The sequence below is a fragment of the Kitasatospora sp. NPDC127035 genome, assembly GCF_042726075.1.
Lineage (GTDB): Bacteria > Actinomycetota > Actinomycetes > Streptomycetales > Streptomycetaceae > Kitasatospora.
The window spans coordinates 84,205-108,271 of sequence record NZ_JBHXDN010000023.1 but is presented as its reverse complement, the minus strand read 5'-3'; the positions used below and the strand labels follow the sequence as shown (position 1 = coordinate 108,271).

General features: G+C 75.0%; 1 protein-coding gene. It reads left to right on the top strand.

Annotation, left to right across the window (positions count from 1 at the left end; genetic code table 11):
* Positions 1 to 39: 39 nt before the first annotated feature.
* Positions 40 to 24,067, top strand: a 24,028-nt coding sequence (locus ACFWIC_RS18295) for an EndoU domain-containing protein (protein WP_380519395.1), incomplete at its 3' end; no start/stop codon positions are given.

The following is a 24,067-nucleotide window of genomic DNA, read 5'->3' as shown; positions in this document are numbered from 1 at the left end:
ACCACCCCTGGAACGACCGGAAACGGCAGGCTGATCCACGTGCCCTACTCGTCGATCGTCGTCGACAAGACGACGGCGGACTTCTTCTCCAAGGTCACCGGCATGCCCTGGCCGGAGATCCGGGAAGGCGATCTGCGCGAGGTCCGGGACGCCTACCAGAAGCTCGCGAGGGACCTGCCGGAGCTGCGGCGGCTGATCGCCGAGGTCGCGGTCAAGGCGCGGCAGCAGTTCGAGGGCCAGGCCGCCCGGGAGTTCTCCGAGCAGATGAGCCAGTTCATCGGCGAGAAGGGCGCGTCGGACTACATCGCCACGGCGACCAAGACCGCCACGGCGCTCGCGAAGTGCGCCGACGACGTGGCCACGGCCGCCGAGTACACCAAGTGGATGGCCATCGCCCAGCTCGTCCAGCTGCTGCTGGAGATCGCGCTGGCCATCCTCTGGGCGCCGTTCACCTTCGGCGCCAGCCTCGCCGGGATCACCCTGAAGACGATCTTCACCCGCGCGGTGCTGACGACGTTGATGAAGTTCCTGTTCAAGACGATCCTGCTGCACACCTTCGCGGGGATCATGAGCGGCCTGACCATGGACCTGATCATCCAGGGCATCCAGATCGGCCAGGGGAACCGCAAGGAGATCGACAAGGACGCCCTCAAGCAGGCCGTCCTGTTCGGCGTCATCGGCGGTGTGATCTCCGGTCCGCTCAACCTGATCGGGATGGGCCTCGGCAAGCTGCTCGGCCGGCTGCTCGGCAAGACCGGCGGCCGGGTGGCGGCCGACAAGCTGTCCGACTTCATGATCCACGGCGACCGGGCCGCGCTGAACGAGGCGCTGAAGGCCGGCCTCAAGGGAGCGGCCAAGAGCGGGACCGGCACGCTGGAGAACCTCGCCGGCGTCACGGCGAAGAAGGCGGCGGCCGAGGGCACCGGCAGCTGGCTGGAGAAGTCGGCGTCCCGGGCCTTCGCCCGCGACCTCGGCACGCTGCTGGAGTCCTCGGACAACCTCCTGCGCCACGGCTTCGGCAAGGCCGCGGCCGACAAGTTCGTCGAGCGGATGACCCAGTCCTTCGAGAAGCACCTCAAGGAGAAGATCGGCGAGACCGCCGCCCGGAACCTGGGCAAGGAGTTCGGCGAGACCTTCGTCAAGGGCTGGGGCAAGAACGGCGTCGACCACGCCGCGCTGAGCGCGGGCCTGCGCGAGGTCATGGAGAAGAGCGGCCACAACCTCGCCGAACGTGGCGTCGGCGCGCTCGCGGACCGACTGGTGGACGTCGGCGAGCACATGACGCAGGGCAACCGGATGTTCCACCTCGGCTACGCGGTCGGCGAGCAGCTCAAGGAGGGCGTCCAGGGCAACCTCACCGAGGGCTTCTACAACCTGCTCTTCACCGACAAGCACGAGTTCACCACCACGCTCGCCACCTTCGGCTCGGGCATGGCGATGGGCCTGATGGCCCGTGGTCTGCACCACGCCGCGGCGCCGATGATGCAGCGGTACATGACCTGGGTGCAGGACACCCAGTTCAAGGCGATCGGCGAAGGCCAGTCCAAGTACTTCCCGCCCTACCACCCGCTGACCATCCTGGCGGTGCTGAGCAACCTTTCCGGCAACCCGGCCCCGCTCCTGGTGCCCCGGCTCGGACCGCAGCTCGGCTCGGGCGGAGAGGGGTCGTCAGGGGCGGGCGAGCACCTGCTCGGCTTCTCGCGCGGCGCCCACGGCGAGGCGGACGGCGACGTCGCCTCGGCCTTCCGGCGTGCCTACGGCGACGCCGAGTTGGAGGACGTCTTCGGGAACGACGCCGACGCCAACCGGGCGCTGATCCGGGAGGCCTTCGGCCGGGGCCAGATCGAGGACACGTACAGCGACACGTCCGCCCAGGAGGAGTACGCGGCACTGTTCCGGGAGGCGTTCGGGCACGCCCGGCTGGAGGAGGTCTTCGACGACTGGATGCCGGCGCCCGCGCCGGTCGCCACCGTGTCGCACCAGGGCGACGCACCGAACGCGCCCGGGAGGACCGGGGAGACCGCCCGGCCGCAGCAGGGCCAGGCGCAGGGACAGACCCAGACCCAGGGGCAGACCCAGACCCAGGGCCAGAACCAGTCCCCGAACCCCTCGCAGAACCAGACCCAGACCCAGACTCCGAACCAGGCCGCGAACCAGACCCCGGGTCAGGGCCAGTCCCCGAACCGCCCGACCGTCAGCCAGGGGCCGGGGGCGCAGAACCCGGGGGCCGGCGAGGTCGCCCCGGCCGCGCCGGTCCGCACGACGTCCGAGACGGCGGCCCCGTCCGCCGCGTCCACGACGTCCACCGCGCCCGAGAGGTCCGCCCCGATCGCGGCGACCGCCCCGGCCGAGACGTCCGCCCCGGCCACGGCGTCCGCCGCCGCGCACCAGGGGCCGTCCCTGTCACCGGGCGGGCCGTCGGTCGAGCAGCAGACCGCCGGCCTCACCGGGGACCGCGTCGTCACCTCGTCGACCTCCTCCGTCGGTCTCGACGGGGCGTCCGTCCAGCCCAATCCGCAGGAGCGGAACGCGTCGCTCGCGTCACTCCCGCAGGAGCACACCGCCCAGCAGGACCAGACGGCCCAGACCCAGACGGCCCAGACCCAGACCCAGACGGCCCAGACCCAGACCCAGACCCACACCCAGTCCCAGCCCGAGCCCCAGCCCCAGGCCCAGCCCCAGGCCGAGCCGGTGACCGACTCCGGTCAGCAGGTGACGGCGCCCGTGCCGCCGCCCGTCGCCGGCTCGGACCTCCGGCCGGGCTACGCCGCGACGCAGGTCAACCCGCCCGCCGGCCCCCGGCCCACCACCGAGGCGGCTTCCCCGCTGCGGCCCTACGAGGCCCGGCGCGGCACGCTGCCCACCGGGGAGCGGGCCACCGAACTCGTCCTGCGGCTGCACCTTGACAGCACGAGCCTGCGGCAGCCGACGGAGCGGGTCGCCGCCCTGCAGCGCCGCGCCCTGGACGGCGTCGCCGACGCCTACAACAACGGCCACCGGCTGCCCGACGGCAGCGTGCTGCGGGTGCGGGTCGAGTTCGTCGACTCCCCCGCCACCGCCCACCACACGGTGCGGCTGCACGACGGCACCGTCCGTCAGGACGAGGGCAACTGGGGGACGCGGGTCAGCCGGGAGGTGGTCAGCCACGACATCGGACGGGTGCTCGGTCTGCGCGACGGCAACCGGGAGGTCTACCAGGGGACCGGCACGGACCGGGCCGCGCGGGGGCCGCTCCCGGACGGCCTGCGCGCCGTGGGCACCGCCGTCGAGGGCGCGTTCACCCCGGACCGCGACCGGGACGGGCAGCCCGGCGAGCACCGGCCCGAGAGCCGGGCCGCCACGGGCCTTGCGCCGCGTCCCGGGGTCGAACCGCAGGTCCGCGACGCCGCGTTGTACGGCCGGCCGGGCGGCGACGACGGCCACCTGCTGACGCCGGGCTTCGACCGGGCCCACCCGGGCGCGAAGTACCAGGAGAACCCCAACGGATCACTGCGCATGGTGCCGCCGTCGGGCGGCGGTACCGCCGCCCGCACCCTCTTCCCTCCGCACTGGAACGCGGACGAGGCCGTGTACGCGGCCGAGCAGGCGTATCTGACAGCCGGGCTCGGGGGCCCGGGCCCCGTCCACTGGACGGGCGAGTACGCCGGCGTGCGGATCGAGGGGGACGCGACCGGCGGCGCGATCACCTCGTTCCGCCCCTCCGACGACCAGAGCGGGCTGAACCCGCCGCCCTACGCCCCGAACCGGCCCGTGCCCGACCACGCGGCCGCGCTCGGCAAGCCCGTGGCGCCCGGCGACCGACGGGCGCTGACCGGGGTCCACCACCGGCTCGGTACGGCCGAGCAGAGGGCCTCCGGCATCCAGGTCGTGCCGGTCAAGGGCTCCGACCACCCGAACGGCACCAGCCGGGCGAAGGTCTGGTTCCTGGACCCGAACCTGCTGCCGGGCTCCTCGGAGGCGGCCCTGCCGAGCCGCTGGCGCACGTCGGCGGACGCGCCGGAGACGGTGCTCTACCCCAGGAAGTGGTCGCCCGACCGGGCGGACCGGGCGGCGCGGACGGCTTACGACAGCCCGGTCCGCCGTAGCACGCCGGTGGGCGAGGACGGGACGGAGCACTGGATCGGCGAGGCGCACGGCGTCCGGATCGAGGGGCTCAGCCGGGACGGCGCGATCCTGACCCACCGGCCGGCCGACCTTCAGCCGCACACCGGGTACCGCCGCTGGGACGACGCGGCCGTCACCACGCGCTCCGAGCCGGTCGCCCTCCCGCTGGACGGCGGGACCCGCCCGGTCACCGTCCGGCGGGTGCTGTTCGACAACGGCCAGGAGGGCCTTCAGGTCACCGCCAGGCTCCACCTGGAGCCGACGGAGCCGCTGTCGTTCGTGCAGCTGGACTACGCGCACGAGCGCCTCCGGGTCCTCGCCCAGCAGTACGTCTCCCGGCAGGCCGGCGACGGGACGGTCCTGGACCTGCGGCTCCGGTTCACCGACGACCCGGACGACGCGTTCAGCAGCGCGAGGATCGACGACGACACGGACCACGACCTGGCGCGGCACCTGGGCCCGCTGCTGGACGCGGCGGGGCCGGACGGCCTGCGCGGCCTGCTGGAGCGGCACGCGCCGGCCTCCGTGCTGGACCCGGTCCGCGCGGAGAGCCTGCCGAAGCCCGTGCCCGGCAGCCTGCGCGAGCCCGGTCCGCCCCGCCCCGACGAGCAGCCGCCCCGGACCGTGGACCGGATGGGGCAGGAACGGGAATCGCTGCGCGGGCACTTCACCGACGAGGCCTGGACCCGGCCGCACCGCGGGTTGCCGTCGCACTGGACCGCCGACGACGTGCTGTTCGCGGCCGACCAGGTCCGCAGGCAGGCGGAGGCGAGGACGGACGGCGGCCTCCCCCCGAAGGGGGCGGTGCGCCTGAAGGGCAAGTTCGCCGGCGCCGGCATCGCGGTCCGGATCACGGACGGGTTGATCAGCAGTATCGAGGGCGTCCCCGGTGACCACGGGCTCCGGCCGTCGGGCCGGGAGAACCGGCCGCACCAGGTCCTCGCCACGGCGGAGGTTCGGCCGCCCTCCGACGCGTTCCTGGCGAGGGTCGGGGAGCGCTCCCTGCAGTCGTTCGAGGCCGGCCGGATCCGGCTGGCCGACGGCGACACCCAGACGGTGCTGAAGCTGCGGGTGCACCTCGACACCTCGCCGCTCGGCGCGTCGGGTCAGGACGACCCCCGGCTGGACGGCCTGCGCGACCGGGCCCGGCGCGGTGTCGACGAGCAGTTCAACCGGGGGCAGCGGCTTCCCGGCGGGGACCTGCTGCGGGTCGAGGTGGAGTTCACCGACCGACGGGAGGACGCCCACCACACCGTCACGGTCCACCCGGTCCTCGCCCGGGAGAGCCTGACGGAGTGGAGCGTCGGCACCACCGAGCGGGTGCTCGCCCACGAGCTCGGGCACGCCCTCGGCCTCCCCGACGAGTACCGCGAGGCGACCGGCGGCCCGCGGCCCGTCTACCAGGACAACGCGCTCATGGGCACCCCGTACCTGGACCGGTCCGGCCTGCCCCTCGTGGACCAGGACCACCGGGGGGCCGCCGCGGCCGAGCTGGCCGCCCCGGGGCTCCCGGTCCGCTACCTGCGGGAACTCGGTGCCGTCGTGGGCCCGCTGTTCGACCTCCCCGGCGGCCCGGCCGACCGCGGCGGCCCGCCGTCCAGGGTGGCCTTCGGCGAGGACGTCCGCCGTGCGGCCCTGTACGGCCCGTCGGACGGCAGCGGGGGACACCTGTACCCCGCGCCCGGTTCCGACCGCCCCCGGCCGGAACGGATCCAGGACTCGGAGCACCGCAACGGCACGTTCAAGGTCGCCGACCGCGATCCCGGCCCCGAGCGGGTGCGCAGCCACGGACTGGCCGGCGACCTCGCGGTGCCCGCGCGCCGCCCGGAGCCGGACGGCGAGGAGCCGCCCCGTCGGACGCGGACCATGTTCCCCGCGCACTGGACGTCCGACGACGCCGTGTACGCGGCCGAGCAGGCCTACCACAGTGCCCGTCGCACCGGGCTGGTCACCGAGCAGGGGCCCGGCTCGTACCGCTGGGTGGGCGAGTACGGCGGGGTGCGGATCGAGGGCCGGGTGACGGGCGGGGAGTTCACCTCCTTCCGGCCGTCCGAGGACCAGGGCGCCCTGGCGCCCCCGAGTTTCCAGCCGATGCGCCCGGTGGAGCGCACCTTCGCGCTGGGCGCGGAGGACCACGCCCGCTACGGCGACCGGCAGACCCTCACCGGTGCGCACCACGCGCCGCCCGTGGCGGCCGCCATGGCCAAGGGCCTCATGATCGGCCCTCCGCAGCGCGAGAACGAGAACGGCACGTATCGGGCGACCGCGTGGTTCCTCGACCCGAAGGTCGCCCCCGGATCGCCGCTGTCGACCTTCGACACCCGCTGGCACCGCAGCGCGGACGAGGCGCCGCACACGATGTACCCCAAGGGCTGGACGCCGCACGAGGTCCTCTCCGCCGTGGAGGCGGCGTACGCGGCCCGGCGCGACCCCCGGCCCCGGGGCGACGGTGACGAGCACTGGGTGGGCGAGGCGCGCGGCGTCCGGATCGAGGGGATCACCCGGGACGGGCTCCACCTCGTCCACCGCCCGACGGCCGAGCAGCCGATCACCCGGTGGGACTGGAAGGAGGTGACCGCGAAGTCCTCCCCCGGTTCGATGAGTTTCGGGAGCCGCCGGGCGGTCGTCCAGCACGTCCGCTTCGCCGCCGGCCAGACCGGCCTGCTCCTCACCGCCAAGGTGCACCTGGACTTCCCGCCCGGGACGCCGCAGATCACGGTCGTGCGCCACCAGATGGCGGTGCGCAACGCCGCGGAGGCGTACGTCCGCCTGCACTCGGGCGAGGGCGATCCGCCGGCCCGGTTCGAGATCGAGTTCACGAAGGTCGCGGCCAGGGACGGGCTGAGCGTCCCCCTCGCCGCAGACGCCGGCACCCGGGACCTCGACCTGCGCACCTACCTGCCGGACCTCGCCGACCCGGACCGGATGCCGCTCTCCGAGCTCCTCGGCCTGGCCGGCTGGCACGCCGGGGATTCGGACTGGACGCCCCACGGCGACCCGCGCCCCGAGGTGCCGCCGCTGCGTGCGCCCGGCACGCCCGGAACGGGCGAGCGTCCGGCGACCCTGCCCCAGCTGGGAGCGGACACGCCGAACGGCTGGCCGAGGTTCGCCCCGGGGGTCAAGGACGGCGTCAACGTCGGCCTGCCGTCCGCATGGACCCGCCTGGACGCCATGCACGCCGTGCAGAAGGCGATGGACGAGCGGCCCGCCCCGGCGGCTCCGGCCGACGAGGTGACGGTCGGCGGGATCCGGATCAGGGTCCGGACCGAGAACGACCTGATCGTCGACTTCTTCGGGGCCCCGGGCCAGACCTTCCCGTCCCAGCTCTCCCGGCCGGAGCGCACCCTCGGCGAGATACCGCACACCGTCCGGGCCTCCGACGAGCCCGGATCCGGGCCCGCACCGGCCGGGGGATCGGAGGGGCAGCAGACCGCGCCCGAGACCGCGCCTGCCGGGACCGCGCCCGTCGGCCCGCAGGACGCGCTGCCGGCCGCCCTGCGGAACCCCGGCTGGCAGACGTTCACGTCCGACGGGGCGGTCACGCCCCCGCCGCGGGCGGAGCGGACGGCGTCCGGACCGCAGCCGGTGACCGAGCCGAACGGCGTGGTCCGGACGTACGACACCTGGCACCTCGCGGACGGCATCGCCGCGGACGCCCCGATCGCCGCGTTCCCGTCCCGCTGGAGGCGCCCGGTGGGCGCGCCCGGGCAGGCGCACTACCCGGAGGGCTGGACGGCGGCGGTCACCGCGCACCACGTCCAGGAGGCGATGGCGAACGCCTGGTACGGCGGCCCGGCGGACGGCGGCCACTCGCTGGTCGTCGGCGACTCCGGCGGCGTCTCGATCGTCGGGCTGTTCGGTCCGAACGGCGACTTCCTCTTCCACCGCCCGTACGACTGGCAGCCGGCTCCCCAGCACGGGGACCACCCCTGGCCCGTGGCGGGGGTGGCGGCTGTCGGGGAGCCGCACCCGCTCCCGGACCTCGGGCCGGTGGAGATCCGGAAGGTGCGCTTCGACGACGACGGTGCGGACGGCGCCGACTCCGGCGTCCAGGTCACCGCCAGGATCCGGCTGACCCCGGGCGCCCTGGCCGGTGAGACCGAGCTGCACCGCGCGCAGGACGCCCTGCGGGCGCAGGTCGAGCCGTACCTGGAGAGTCACCGGGACGGTTCGCGGCGGCTGGACCTGCGGCTGGAGTTCACCGACGACCCGGACGTCCCGGCGACCGTGGTCGGTCTCGGCGACGCGCCGACCCTCCGGGCCGCCCTGCCCCGCCTGTACGAGGGGGCGGGTGCGCACGACCTGCTGTTCGTCCTGGAGCGGCACCTCGACGGAATCCCGGACCCGGTGGAGGCGCACGGCGGCCACCACTGGGCGACCGGGCTCCGGCCGCACTTCACGGCCGAGGCCTGGGACCGGCCGGGTCGCGGCCTCCCCCGGGAGTGGACCGCGGACGAGGCCAGGTACGCCGCGCGCGAGATCATGCGGACCAGGCCGGCCGCCGTCGCCGGCCCGGGCACGCCCGCGCCGGTGGTCCACCGGGGCACCTTCGCCGGTGTGCGGGTGAACGTGCGGGTGGAGCACGGGGTCATCACCGACGTCTGGGGCGAGCCGCACCAGCGGTTCGGCCCGCAGCTGACCGCGCCGCAGCCCGAGCCGCACCGGGTGATCGGCACCCACGAGGTCGTCCCGCCGGGCAACGCGTTCGACCGGAGCCTGGACGTCCGCGTGGTCCAGCGCTTCGAGGCCACCCGCATCAGGCTGGCGGACGGCGACACCGAGACCGTGCTGACGGTGCGGGTGCGACTGGAGACCTCGACGCTGGACCTGGCCGACCCCGCCACCGTCCGGGCACTGGACGCGCTGCGGGACTCGGCCAGGGAGGGTGTCAGGGAGATCTACGACGTCGGCCAGCGGCTGCCCAGCGGCGACCGGCTGCGCGTCGAGCTCCGGTTCGTCGAGACCGAGGCGGAGAGCCACCACACCGTCAATGTCCTCCCGGAGACGGACCGGGAGAACCACCGGACGTGGAGTCTGGACACCACCGGCGGGGTGGTCGCGCACGAGGTGGGTCACCTCCTGGGCCTGCCCGACGAGTACCGGGAGGCGTCCAGGGGCGCACGGCCGGTGTACGTGGACGGCGGCCTGATGGGCGGCCGCCACGTCGACAGCTTCGGCCGCTACCCGGTGGACCAGGACCACATGGCCATCGGGCCGAACGTCATCGACCCCTCGCGGGCACTCGCGACGCGGAACCTGCGCCAGCTGGGCGCGGTGGTCGACATCGCCTTCGGCAGGGACCGCGGCCCGGAGCCGGGCGGCGCCCCGGCGAGGCCCCTGGTGACGGAGGACACGCGCCGCATCGCGCTGTACGGCGGCCGGGACGGGAGCGGCCACCTCTACCCGCCGGCGGGATCGGAGCGGCCGAGGCCGCCGAGGCCGGCCGGCTCCGAGAACCGCAACGGCACCTTCAGGGTGGTGTCCGAAGGAGCGGCCGACGCGACGGCGACGCGGACCGGCACCCCGGCGGGCGACCTGGCTGCGCCGAGGCGCAGCCGGACGATGTTCCCCGAGCACTGGACGGCGGACGACGCGGTGTACGCCGCGGAGCAGGCGTACCAGCACGCCCGGCGCACCGGCGCGACCACGGAGACCGGGCCGACCTCGTACCGGTGGACCGGCGAGTACGGCGGCGTCCGGGTCGAGGGCCGGACCGAGGCGGGGCAGATCACCTACTTCCGGCCCTCCGACGACCAGGGCGGCCTGGACGCACCGGCGTACCTGCCGTGGCGCCGTACCGACGGGTCCCTCGACCACCGGGTCGAGGACCTCGTCCGCTACGGCGACCGGCTCACCCTGTCGGGCGGGCACCACCGGCCGACCGAGGAGGCCGGCCGTCGGCGCGGGATCGCCGTCGGACCGGCGGCGGAGGCCAACCCCAACGGGACCTACCGCGCGGCCGTCTGGTTCCTGGAGCCCGGTGTCACTCCGGGCACGCCGCTGTCGGAGTTCCCCTCCCGCTGGCACCGCCGCGAGGACAGCCCGACGCAGACCTTCTACCCGGCGGGCTGGACGCCCGGGCAGGTGCTCTCCGCGGTGGACCGTGCCTACACGAACCGAACCGGAGGAGACACCCGCGACGACGGCACCGTCCACTGGACCGGGGAGGCGGACGGCGTCCGGATCGAGGGCGTCACCCGGGACGGACGGCACCTGATCCACCGACCGACGGCCGATCAGCCGGGCGCGCCGGCCGGTGCCTCGCCGCACGGGCCGCTGGTCGTGCCCGGGACCCCGGGCACCGGCGAGCGTCCCGCGACCGTCAGCCGGGCGGTGGACGAGGGGATGGGTTCCGGAGACGCCTTCTCCGCCGGGCTCGCGGCCTGGGACGGGTCGGGCGACCCTCCCGGCGGGGGCGCCGGCACTCCCCGGCCGGGCCGGAACCTGCCGCCCGAGTGGACCCTGGCGGAGGCCAGGTACGCGGCGGTGCAGGGCTCGCGGATCGGCTCGGACCGCACGGGCGTGGACCCCGCCACGGGCCTGCGGACCGAGACCGGTGAGGTCGAGCACCAAGGGATCCGGATCACGGTCGTCCGGGACTGGGACTCGTACCGCATCATCGACATCTACGGCTCCCCGGACCAGGCTTTCGCCCCCCAGGGCCGCAAGATCGTCCCCGAGCGGAACCCCGGGCAGACGGGCCCCGAAGCAGAGCCGCTCCTTCCGCATTCCACCAGCAGGGCGGAGGCGTCCTCTTCGAGTCCGCGCCCGGACGCGGACGGGGACACCGACCTCCACTCGGACGCGGGCAGCGAGTCGTCCTGGGACTCCTCTCAGGACGAGGCCATGGACCAGTACTCGGACGTCGACGACAGGTCCGAGGCGGACTCGCTGGACCTCATGCTGTCCTCCGACGACGAGGGCATGGAGTGGGAGGGCGGTTCCGACGCCGGTTCCGACCGCAGCTCCGAGGACCGGGACTCGGAGTCGGACCTGCACTCGGACCTGCACATGGACCTGGACGAGGCACCGCTGCAGCAGCCGAACCGGGTCCGGCCGGCGCACGAGGCGCCCGCGCCGGACCTGAGGTTCGCCATGGTCCTCGATCCGGTCGAGGTCACCGCACCCGCGAACACGGCGCTGCACGGCAGCGTCTCCACCCGTCTCCGGCGGTTCCAGGCCGCCCGCGGCCTCCTGCTGGACGGCAGTCCGGCGGTCGAGGCCGTGGTGCGGATCCACCTCGACACTTCGGGGCTGCCGGCCGGTCAGGACCACACCACGGCCCTGCGGAACCTGCGGGAGCGCGCTCAGCAGAGCGTCGACGAGTACTACAACACCGGGCACCGGCTGCCGGACGGCGACGTCCTGGTGGTGCGGACCGAGTTCGTCGAGGACGCGGGCCAGGCGCACCACCGGGTGCGGGTCCTGGACGGGGAGGTGCGCGAGCACTCCGACATCTGGGGTCTGCACACGGGCCGGGCCATCCTGGGCCACGAGATCGGCCACCTGTTCGGCCTGCCCGACGAGTACCGGGAGCGGCGCCTCTACGAGGAGGGGACCGACCAGAACGGCAACCCCGCGGTCGTCTCGCTGGAGGTCCACCCCCGGACCGTCCACACCGACGCGGGCCTGATGGCCGGCACCCTCGCCGGCCATGGCCGCCCCCGGGTCGACATGGACGCCGCGGTCAACGCGGACGACACCCCGATGCGGTTCACGCTCGCCCCGCGGAACCTGCGCGAGCTGGGCCAGGCGATCGAGCACGCCCTCGGCGCCACGCACACCCTGCCCACCACCGGCCACGGGCTCCCGCGCCGGGCGGCCTTCGGCCTGGACGCCCGGCAGTCGTCGCTGTTCGGCGACACCCGCAGTCCGGGCGGCCACCTGTTGCCGCCGGTCGGCTCGGACCGGACGGCGCCCGAGCGGGTGGTCCGGGTGGAGCGCAACGGGGTCGTGGTCGCCGACTTCTCGGCGGAGCCCCCGGCCGGTCCGTCCCGTGCCCGCCGGGTGGACACGCTGTCCGCGGCCGGTGACCTGCTGACCACCGGGCCCGCCCACCGGCGGATGTTCCCGCGCAACTGGACGAGCGAGGACGCGGTGTACGCGGCCGAGCAGGCGTACCTGCACGCGCTGGGGACCAACGCCGTCGTCCCGCTCGGCGGGAGCCGGCACCGCTGGACCGGTGAGTACGCCGGGGTGCGGATCGAGGGCGAGGTCCGGGGGGAGCAGTTCCTGTCGTTCCGTCCGGCGGACGTGCAGCCGGACGTGGATCCGCCGCTGAACGCCCCGCACCGTCCCACTCCCGACGACCCGGCCCGGGCCTTCGGGGCGTTCGGCCAGCGCGCCGAGGACGTCGTCCGCTACGGCGACCGGCAGAACCTCACCGGCCTGCACCACGAGCTGAACCCGGCGCACGTGGCGAACCCGGCGAACACGCTCCGGGCGCACGGCGTCAGGATCGTCGAGACCACCCCCCCGATCCACAACGGCACGTACCGGACCCGGGCGGCCTTCCTCGACCCGACCGTCGCGCCGACCTCCCCGCTCGCCCGTTTCGCGACCCGCTGGCGGTTCCGCGGCAACGCCGACGGCGGGAGCGGGCGCACCATGTACCCGCGGGACTGGGTGGCCGAGGACCTGCTGGCCGTCGTCGACGACGCGCACGACGGCGTCCCGGACGATCAGCGGGTGTACCTGGAGGACGGCCGGACGTACTACTGGGTGGGGGAGGCCGACGGGGTCCGCATCGAGGGACTCTCGCGCGACGGGGCCCACCTGGCCCACCGTCCGACCGACACGCAGCCCATGACGGCGTGGGACCAGCGGCGGGTGCTCCGCACCTCGCCCGCCACCGGGACCTGGATGGGCGACCGACCGTTCTCCACGGCCCGGGTCCTGTTCGACTCCGGGCAGGAGGGCCTGCGGATCACCGTCCCCGTGCGCACGGTCGTCGAGGGCCCCGTGACGCCGGAGCTGCGCGCGTTCGCCGAGAACGAGATCCAGCGCAGGGTGAACGACTACGTCCAGGAGCGGGCGCTGGAGACCGCGGGCACGAACGGGGTGCCGCCGAGGCTGGTCGCCGTCGTCCTCGACTTCGCCCCCGGACGTCCGGACGTCTTCTCCGAGATGGTCGTGCGCCCCGACGGGATGTCGGGCGTGTCGAGCGTCCTCGGCCCGCTGGCCGTCCAGGGCCAGGACCACGTGTTCAACGGGATCACCGCCGCACTGAGCGACTTCACGACCCCGTTCGCGGACCTGGTCGCCCAGCAGGGCGCCCCCCGCGTCCCCGCCGACCTGCGCGAACCCGGCCCGCTGCGGCCGGGCGAGCACGCGCCCGCCGTGCTGGCCGGGTGGGACCAGCAGACCGTGCGGCAGCTGCGTGACCTGGACGCGCGGTTCAGCCACGCGGCCGCGGTCGCCGACCCGCGCGACCTTCCCGTCGACCGGAGCCTGCCCCGCGAGTGGACCGCCCGCGACACGCGCTGGGCGGCGGTCCAGCTCCTCAACCAGCAGGAGAGCGTGCACGGCTCGACCGTGACCGAGGTCGTCGAGGGCCGGATCGGCGACGTCCGGATCCAGGTCCACGTGGAGGACGGGCAGATCGTCGGCGTCAACGGCGTCGGTGACCAGCGGGACCTTCCGCAACTGCACGGCTCGCCGATTCCGCCGGACGCCGAGGCGCAGCCCGCTCCCACCCTCGTCTCCGCGACGCAGCGGTCCGCGGCCTCCGCCTGGCAGCCCGTCGACCTGGACGGCACAGTGACGGGGACCCCGCGCCGCGCGCCCGCCCTGGTGGGCGACCAGACGAGGGTGACCCTGCCCAACGGCACGACCCGGGTCGTCGCGGTGCACCTGGACCCGGCGGTCGGCCAGGGCGCCCCGGCCACGCAGTTCCCCTCGCGCTGGCACCGGTCGGCGCTCGATCCCGGGACGGTGTACTACCCGGAGCACTGGAGCGGGCCCCAGCTCACCGCGCACGTCACCGCCGCGCTCGACCACCCGCTCCTCACCCGCCAGGAGGACGACGGCTCCCGTCTCGTGGTCGGCCGGGCGGACGGCGTGTGGATCGAGGGCCGGTTCGGTCCGGACGGCACCCTCTACTTCCACCGTCCGTCCCCGCACCAGACGCTCGACAACCCCGACTACCGCGGCCCCGCCTCGACGACGGCCCGCCAGGGCACCGAGGTGCAGCTGACCGGCCTCGGACCGGTCCGGGTCCGCCGCGACCTCATGTTCGACGGCTCGGAGGTCGTCCGGATCACCGCCCGGGTCAGGCTGGTGGGCGGCGAGCACACCACCGGGGCCGACCTCCGGCAGGCCGAGGGGACGTTGCTGCAGGCCGCCGAGACGTACGTCGACGGGCACCGGGACGGCAGCGACACCCCGATGGACCTCCGGCTGGAGTTCACCGGGGACGCCGACGCCACCGAGGTCCGGCTCGAACCCGGGCAGGACCCCACCATCGAGCAGGCCCTGCCGCGGCTGCACGAGGCGGCGGGCGCGAACCGGCTGGCCGAGGTCCTGGCCTCGGAGGACCAGCCGCAGGCGCCGCCGGCACCGCGCAGCGTGTCCGGCGAGTCGATGCTCGACGGCCGGCGACGGTACTTCGCGGCGTCCGCGTGGGACCGCCCGACCGAGGGCCGCAACCTGCCGCGCGAGTGGACGGCCGACGAGGCCCGGTACGCCGCGAGCGTGGTCGCGGGCTCGACGCACCGCGTCCCGGCCGGCCCCGTGCCGCGCGGGGGCACGACCGCGCCCGAGCAGGTCCACGGCACCTTCGCCGGGGTGCGGCTGACGGTGCGGATCGAGAACGACCGCATCACCGACTTCTGGGGCCAGCCGGACCAGCGCGTGCCGCACCAGCTGACCCGGCCCGGGCCCGAGCAGCACCAGGTGCTCGGCACCCACGAGGTCCGTCCACCGACGGACCCCTTCGACCGCAGCCTGGAGGCCCGCGAGCTCCAGGCGTTCTCGGTGAGCCGGATCAGGCTCGCCGACGGTGACACCGAGTCGCTGGTGAGCGTCAGGCTGCACCTGGACGTCAGCCGGCTGAACCTGGCGGACCCGCACGCCGTGCGCCTGCTCAACGACCTGGCCGGCCGGGCCCGCGCCGGGCTGGCGGAGACCTACAACGGCGACCAGCGGCTGCCCAGCGGCGACCGGCTGCGGGTGCGGGTCGAGTTCGTCCAGGATCCCGCCCTCGCGCACCGCACCGTGGCCGTCCACCCGGGCCCGATCCGGGCGAGCCACGAGAACTGGGACCTCCAGACCCCGGCCTCGACCCTCGTCCACGAGGTCGGCCACCTGCTCGGGCTGCCGGACGAGTACCGCGAGGGCCACTCCCGCGTGGACCGCCGCCGGCCGGTCCACCTCGACGGCGGTCTGATGGGCTCCTACACCCGTGACCGCTTCGGCCGGCCCATGGCCGACACCAACAACCGGCCCGCCGCCCCGGGCGTCCCCGACGCGCGGCCCGTGCTGCGCGCGCGCAACCTGCGGCAGCTGGGCGCCGTGATCGACCTCGCCTTCGGCGCCGACCGCGGGCCCGGGCCGGACGGCACCCACCCGCCGCGTCCCCGGGTGAACGAGGACGCCCGGCGCACCGCGCTGTACGGCGACCTGAACGGGACCGGCCGGCGGGTGTCGAGCGGCGGGCGCGACGGCGGCGGCCACCTGTTCCCGCAGCCCGGCTCCGACCGGCCGGAGCCGACCCGGATCCCGGGCTCGGAGAACCGCAACGGCACCTTCCGGGTCTTCGGCGGCCCGGCCGACGGCGCGGCGACCGGCCACCACCGGCTGGCCGGCGACCTCGCGGCCGGTCCGGCCGTCCAGGACCGCGGCCGCACCATGTTCCCGGAGCACTGGACGTCCGACGACGCGGTCTACGCGGCGGAGCAGGCGTACCAGCACGCGCTCCGCCGGGGCGACGAGGCGTTCACCGAGCTCAGCCCGGTCTCCTGGGCGTGGACCGGTGAGTACGGCGGGGTGCGGATCGAGGGCCGGGTCGTCCTCCGGATCGAGCGCCGGACGGGCGGCCCGTTCGAGGTACCGGAGATCGTCTCCTTCCGTCCGTCCGACGACCAGAGCGGGCTGGGCGCGGCTTCGCACCTGCCGTGGCGCCCGTTCCCGGCCGGTTTCGACCAGCGGGTCGGGGACCTCGTGCGCTACGGCGACCGGCAGACGCTCGCCGGCGTCCACCACCAGCCGCCGGAGCGGATCGGGTACGGGGACGGCGACCGCCCCCGGGTCGACCAGGCCGGCCAGCGGAAGGGCGTGCGGATCGGGACGGCCTTCGCCGCCCACCCCAACGGGACCTACCGCGCCCAGGTCTGGTTCCTCGACCCGGTCGTCGCCCCGAGGGCGCCGATGGAGGCCTTCCCCTCCCGCTGGCACACCCGCGCGGACAACCAGTCCCACATGTTCTACCCGCGGGACTGGCACGCCGACCACGTCCTGGACGCCGTCGAGGAGGCCCACCACGGCCGGGACCGGGCCGACGACCGCGTCGTGAACGGCGCCGTCCACTGGACCGGCGTCACCGACGACGGTGTCCGGATCGAGGGCATCACCCGGGACGGTCGGCACCTGATCCACCGTCCGGCGGACGAGCAGCCCGGTGTGCGCCTGCCGGCGGACGCGCCCCGTTCCGCCCCGCTCGCCGAGCCGGGGTCCTCCGGTACCGGCAGGCGCCCGGACACCGTCGTCGCGATGTCCCTGAACCCGGTGCCCGCCGGCCACGTCAGCCCGGACCTCAGCGCCGCGGCGGGCCGCGGCCTGCCGCGGGAGTGGACGCCGGAGGAGCGGCTCTTCGCGGCCGCCAACGGCCGGCGGATCGAGGAGGAGACGCTGGTCGAGGACGGGTTCCAGGTCCGGGTGCGGTTCGCCGAGGTCGAGATCACGGTGCTGCGGGACGCGGAGTACCGGATCGTCGACTTCGCGGTCGCGGACGGCCACACCCCGCCGCCCCAGCTCACCATCCCGGTGCCCGAGCGCGGCACCGGCCGGCGGGCCGCCCCGGGCGCGGTCGAGCAGCTGTTCGCGCCGGACCCCCCGCGTTCGGACGAGGGCTCCGACCACGGGCCCGGTCCGCAGGACGGCCGTCTCCTCTCCGACGGGGACGAGGACGAGGCCATGGACCTGTACCGGGACTCCGACGAGGAGATGGACTACGCCACCGACTCCACGCTCGACTTCCTGTCCTCCGACGACGACATGGAGTCGGTCCACGGCTCCGACTCCGACTCCGACGTCCGCTCCGTGGACATGGACTCGGACACGGACACGGACACGGACGGGGACGGGGCGGCGCACCCGGTGCGCCCGGCGTACGAGGCACCCGCGACGGACCTGACGATCGCCCGGGTCCTCAGGACGGTCGAGGTCGAGGCGCCCGCCGACCCGGCGCGGCACAGCAGCGACGCCACCGGTCACCGGCGGTTCCAGGCCGGCCGTGCCGTCCTCGTGGACGGCACCCCGGCGGTCGAGGTCGTGGTGCGGATCCACCTCGACACCTCGGGGCTGCCGGCCGGTCAGGACCACACCACGGCCCTGCGGAACCTGCGGAACCGCGCCCGGCAGAGCGTGGACGAGTACTACAACACCGGGCACCGGCTGCCGGACGGCGACGTCCTGGTGGTGCGGACCGAGTTCGTCACGGACCCCGACCGGGCGCACCACCGGGTCGAGGTCTTCGAGGGAGAGGTCCGTGAGACCCAGGAGGCATGGGGCCTGGGCACGACCCGGACCGTCCTGGCCCACGAGATCGGCCACCTGCTCGGCCTGCCCGACGAGTACCGGGAGCGACGCCTCCACGAGGAGACCGTCGACGGGAACGGCGACCGCACGGTCGTCGAGCACGAGATCCGCCCCCGGCCCTCGTACCCCGACGCCGGGCTGATGGGCGGCACCCACGCGGGCAACGACCGGGTCCGCTTCGACCAGGACGCCGGGATCATCACGGACGACACCGACATCCGGTTCGCGCTCGCCCCGCGGAACCTGCGCGAGCTGGGCGCCGTGATCGAGCAGGCGCTCGGCGCCGCGCCGGCCGGGCCGACCGCCCACGGGCTCCCGCGCCGGGCGGCCTTCGGCCTGGACGCCCGGCAGTCGTCGCTGTTCGGCGACACCCGCAGTCCGGGCGGCCACCTGTTGCCGCCGGTCGGCTCGGACCGGACGGCGCCCGAGCGGGTGGTCCGGGTGGAGCGCAACGGGGTCGTGGTCGCCGACTTCTCGGCGGAGCCCCCGGCCGGTCCGTCCCGTGCCCGCCGGGTGGACTCGCTGCCCGCGGCCGGTGACCTGCTGACCACCGGGCCCGCCCACCGGCGGATGTTCCCGCGCAACTGGACGAGCGAGGACGCGGTGTACGCGGCCGAGCAGGCGTACCTGCACGCGCTGGGGACCAACGCCGTCGTCCCGCTCGGCGGGAGCCGGCACCGCTGGACCGGTGAGTACGCCGGGGTGCGGATCGAGGGCGAGGTCCGGGGCGAGCAGTTCCTGTCGTTCCGTCCGGCGGACGTGCAGCCGGACGTGGATCCGCCACTGAACGCCCCGCACCGTCCCGCTCCCGACGACCCGGCCCGGGCCTTCGGGGCGTTCGGCCAGCGCGCCGAGGACGTCGTCCGCTACGGCGACCGGCAGAACCTCACCGGCCTGCACCACGAACTGGACCTTCAGCTGCCCGGTCGGGAGAACGCGCTCCGGGCGCACGGCGCCCAGGTCGTCGAGACCCGGCCCCCGGTCCACAACGGCACCTACCGGGCCCGGGTGGCCTTCCTCGACCCGACCGTCGCGCCGAACTCCCCGCTCGCCGACTTCCCGACCCGCTGGCGGGTCCGGGACGACGATGACGGCCTGCGGACCATGTACCCGCGGACCTGGTCGTCCGCGGACCTGCTGAACCACGTCGACGACGCGCACGACGGCGTCCCGGCCGAGCGCCGGGTGTACCTGGAGGACGGCCGGACGTACTACTGGGTGGGGGAGGCCGACGGGGTCCGCACCGAGGGACTCTCGCGCGACGGGGCCCACCTGGTCCACCGCCCGACCGAGGACCAGCCCACCAGCCCCCTGCGGGCCTGGGACGACCTCCGTGCGCGGCACACCCTCCGGGGAACCGAGGTCGACCTGGACGGCCGCACCCTGACCGTCTCCCGTGTCCTGTTCGACTCCGGGCAGCTGGGCGTGGAGATCACCCTCCCCGTCGACGTGTCCGTCGAGGGCGGTCTGACGCGCCCGCAGCAGGAGGCCGCCAGGGGCGAACTCCAGCGCAGGGTGGACGCCTACGTCCGGGAACAGGTGCGGGCGACCGCGGACGCGGACGGCACGCCGGAGACGCTGGTCAGCGTCCGCCTCGACTTCGGGGACGACCACCAGGACCCCTACGCCCGGGTGATCATCGACCACGACTCCCTGCCGGACCCCGCAGACCTGTCGGTGGTCGACACCGCGGAGAGCCTCCGGCTCCTCCTGGGCCCGCTGGTCCACCAGGACCACGGGGACGTGTTCCACGAGACGGTCTCCCGTCTGGAGGAGCTCGCCCCCACCCGCGTGGACGTGCTGGCGGACCTGCACACCGCGGAGGGCGCCCCGCACGTCCCCACCGACCTGCGCGAACCCGGCCCGCTGCGGCCGGGCGAGCACCGGCCCGCGGTGACCGCCGGCACGGACCGGCAGAGCCGGCGGGCCGTGGGAGCCGTGGACTTCCGGTTCACCCGGACGGGGATCGAGCTGGACCCGCACGGCCTGCCCGAGAACCAGAGCCTGCCCCGCGAGTGGACCGCCTCCGACGCGCGCTGGGCCGTGACCCAGCTCGTCGACCGGCACCAGGTCGGCCGGACCGAGACCGGCGTCGTCTACGACGAGTTCCACGGCGTCCTCCTGGAGGTCGAGGTCGTCGACGGCCAGATCAACCGCTACCGGGGCATCGGCGACCAGCGGGACCTCCCGCAACTGCACGTCCCGCCGCGCACGGCGGACTCCGGACCGTCCCACACCTCCGGCCCCGCCCCCGTACCGCACCTCGCGCCGCCGGCCGGCCACCCCCTGCTGGACGCCGTCGCGGACGCGTCGCCCGAGCTCACCGAGGCCCTGCTGGGGCACCACGGCCTCCCGCCGACCACCGAACGGCCGGACGTGCTCCGGCTGATGACCACCGAGGTGGCCGAGTACCTCCAGCGGACCCGGCCCGAGAACCTCCCGGTCGAGGCGCTGACCGCCTTCCGCCCCATCCTTCCCCCGAGCATGGAGACCGCCCGGGAACTCCACGGCCTGCGGCACGCCCTGGCGGCCTCGGACGGCACCCACGACGCCGGGCTCGGCGGCGCGCTCGCGCCGCTGCTCGCCCACACCCTGCACGTCCGGCTGGAGGTGACCGACGGGCACGGGAACGTCACCCGGTACGGCCCGGAGGACAGCGAGACGGTGGTCAGGATCGGCGAGGACGCCCCGCAGGACCACGACACCGAGATGCTGTCCGAGCGGGAGTCCGAGCCTGAGTCCGAGCTTGAGTCCGAGCGGGAGTCCTCCCCGGCCCAGACCGACCACGGCGACGACCTCACCATGCTGGTGGACCCCGCCGAGACCGCGCTGGCCCAGGTCCTCGCGGCGCGCGAGGTCCGGGCGCCCCTAGACGCCTTCGGGCGGTCCGTCTCGGCCTCCTACCTCCGCGGCTACGAGGTGCGGCGCGGCTTCCTGGAGAACGGCGACCCCGCCACCGAGATCGTGGTGCGCATCCACATCCGCCGCGAGCCGGCCGAGGCGGGCATCGAGGAGGGCTACGGCTACGACGCCCCCGTCGAGCAGTTCACCGACGACCAGATCGGACAGGTGATCGACCGGGTGTGGGACGGCGTCAACGACGCGTACAACACCGGCCACCGGCTGCCCAACGGCGACGTGCTGCGGGTCCGGCCCGAGTTCGTCGACCACTCGGCCGACGTCAACCACCACATCCACATCGTCGACCTGTTCACCCGGAAGCTCCACGAGAACAACGAGACCTGGTCCCTCGAATCGACCCCGGACACGCTGGCCCACGAGATCGGCCACCTGCTCGGCCTCGACGACGAGTACCGCCGCCCCCAGAACCGGCACACCATCTACACTGACGCCGGCATGATGGGCTCCGACCACGTCGAGCACGGCCGGATCTCCGCCGACCAGCCCGCCGGCATCGGCCCGCGCCGGGTCGACGGCACGGTGACCCTGGCCGCGCGCAACCTGCGCGAGCTGGGCGCCGCCGTCGACGAGGCGTTCGGCACCCAGCCGTCCCGGCTCACCTCCACCCACCGCGCCCCCGACGGCCACCCGCTCCCGCCCCGCGCCTCCTTCGGCCTGGACGCCCGGCAGTCCTCGCTGTACGGCGACCGCCGCACCGAGGGCGGCCACCTGCTGCCGACGCCCGGCTCCGACCGCCGACGCCCCTCGGCGATCGTCGAACAGCACGCGAACGGCGTGCTGCACGTCGAGTACGAGGCCGCACCGGCCGGCTCGCGCCGCGCCGTCGGCGTCCGCACCGACAGCGCCGCCGGCGACCTGCTCACCACCGACACCGCCGAACGGCGGCGGCTGTTCCCCCGGAACTGGACCGAGGACGAGGCGGTCTACGCCGCCGAGCAGTCCTACCTCGACGCGCTGCGCCACGGCACGGTGGTCCCGGCGGGCGGCAGCCGCTACCGCTGGACCGGCGAGTACGCCGGGGTGCGGATCGAGGGCGAGATCCACGGCGACCGGTTCTCGTCCTTCAGGCCGGCCGACACCCAGCCGGAGCCGCACGAGTCACCGGCCCCGCCGACCCCGCCGACCCGCCCCCGGCGGACGGCCACGCCCTGGAACGGCCTGTCCGACCCGGGCCCGCTGCCGCCCCGCGACCCGGACCTCGACTACGCGCCCTCGCGGCCCGCGAGCCTCCTGCGCTACGGGCAGCGGGCCCAGGACGTGTCCCGCTACGGCGACCGGCAGTTCTTCACCGGACTGCACCAGGAGTTCACCCCGGGCTCGAACGTGGACACCGCGACCTGGCACCGCCTGCGCGGCGTCGAGGTGATCGAGCGCGGCGCCGCCCACGTCAACGGCACGTACCGTGCCCGGGTGCGCTTCCTCGACGCGACCGTCGCCCCCGACGCGCCGCTCTCGGAGTTCCGCAACCACTGGTTCGAGCCGCGGGACAACTCCGTCCGGACGATGTTCCCGCGCGAGTGGGGCCGCATGGGCGTCCTCCAGGCCGTCGAGTCCGCGCACGGCACGGCGTCCCACCGCGTCCGGATCGACGAGCGGACCTACCGCTGGATCGGCGAGGCGAACGGCGTCCGCATCGAGGGCCTCACCCGCGACGGCCGGCACCTCGCCTACCGGCCCGCCGACCTGCAGCCCGGCACCGCCACGGAGGGCTGGGACCAGCAGCAGGTGATCGCCACCGGTGCCGGCCGGCGGATCGCCGTCGGTACCGGCCAGCTCCAGGTCCAGCGGGTGCTCTTCAACTCGGGACAGCACGGCATCGACGTCGTCGTCCCGCTCCACGTGAGCCGGCAGGACGGAGTGACGGAACAGCAGATCCGTGCCTTCACCGACCAGGTGAACCGGGAGGTCCAGCAGGTCTGGGCCCAGGGCAACCGCGGTCGGCAGCCGCTGCTGGTCAACGTCACCGTCGTGCCGGTGGGCGAGCCCGCCGGCGCCTTCCGGAGCCTCACGGCGCGCGAGGCCGCCGGGACCAACGTCTCGACGCTGGTGGGCCAACTGCTGCCCGGATTCGGCTGGAACCAGCCCGGCAGCCCGCTGCGGCAGCTGTTCGACATGGCGGGGCCGGTGACCACCTACTCCGACCGGGTACTGCCCACCGGCGGTCCCCACGCGCTGCGCGAGCCCGGCCCGCTCCGGCCGGGCGAGCAGCTCCCGCCCACCGTCCCGCAGTTCGACGTCCGCACGCTCCGGCCGAGCTTCACCGAGGACGCCTGGAGGGAACCGCGCGGTCCCGGTCTGCCGCGCGAGTGGCAGACCGACGACATCCGCTACGCGGCCGGTGTCGTGCTCGACCGCGCCCAGCGGGCCGGGCAGCCGCTGCCGGCCGACGGCGTCGTGCACGGCACGGCGGGCGGCGTCACCGTGCACGTCCGGCGTGAGGGCGGCCTGATCGCCGAGGTCCGGGGCGAGCCGGGCCAGGAGAGCTCCCGGCAGCACTCCACCCCGGCCGACAACGGCGCGCCCGTCTCGCGGAACGCCGTACGGCCGGAGGACGAGCCGGCCGGCGCGCCGATGCTGCGCGCGCTCGTCGAGGACGACCCGCAGTTGCTGAGGCAGCTGTTCGGAGAGGACGAGGGCGGGCGGTTGGCCGCCGACCCGGCCGCCGCGGAGCGGGCGCTGCGCGGGCTGGTCGAGGAGCGGTTCCGGGAGAACCCCGAGCTGGCGCGGGAGGCGTACGAGCTCTACTCCGCCTGGGCCGGCCGCATGGGGAACGACGTGGCGGACTGGCCGGTCTTCGTGGAGGACATGCACCGGGAGATCGCCACCTGGCGGGAACAGGGCTGGGACGCGGTGAGCGACCCGCTCTCCGTACGGGACGCCTTCGCGGTGCTCACGGCCTCCGCACTGGATCTGCGGGTCGGTCTCGTGGACGTCCGGAACGGCCACGAGACGGTGTCCGAGTTCGGCCCGGAGAACGGTCGCCGCGTCAGGCTCGACCACGACGAGCGCGAGGGTTACTCGACCGTCGTCGCCGCCGAGCGCCGGCAGGAGCAGGAGCGCCTCCGGCGGGAGACCGAGGCACGGCGCGAGGCCGACGAGGACGCGGAACAGGGACGACGCGAGGCCGACGAGGACGCGGAACAGGGACGACGCGAGGCCGACGAGGACGCGGAACAGGGACGACGCGAGGCGGTCGCGGGGAAGCGCAGGGCCGACGAGAGCGAGGAGCCCCGCCAGAGCGAGGAGCCCCGCGAGACGGAGGAGACCCGGGAGGTTCGGGACGAGC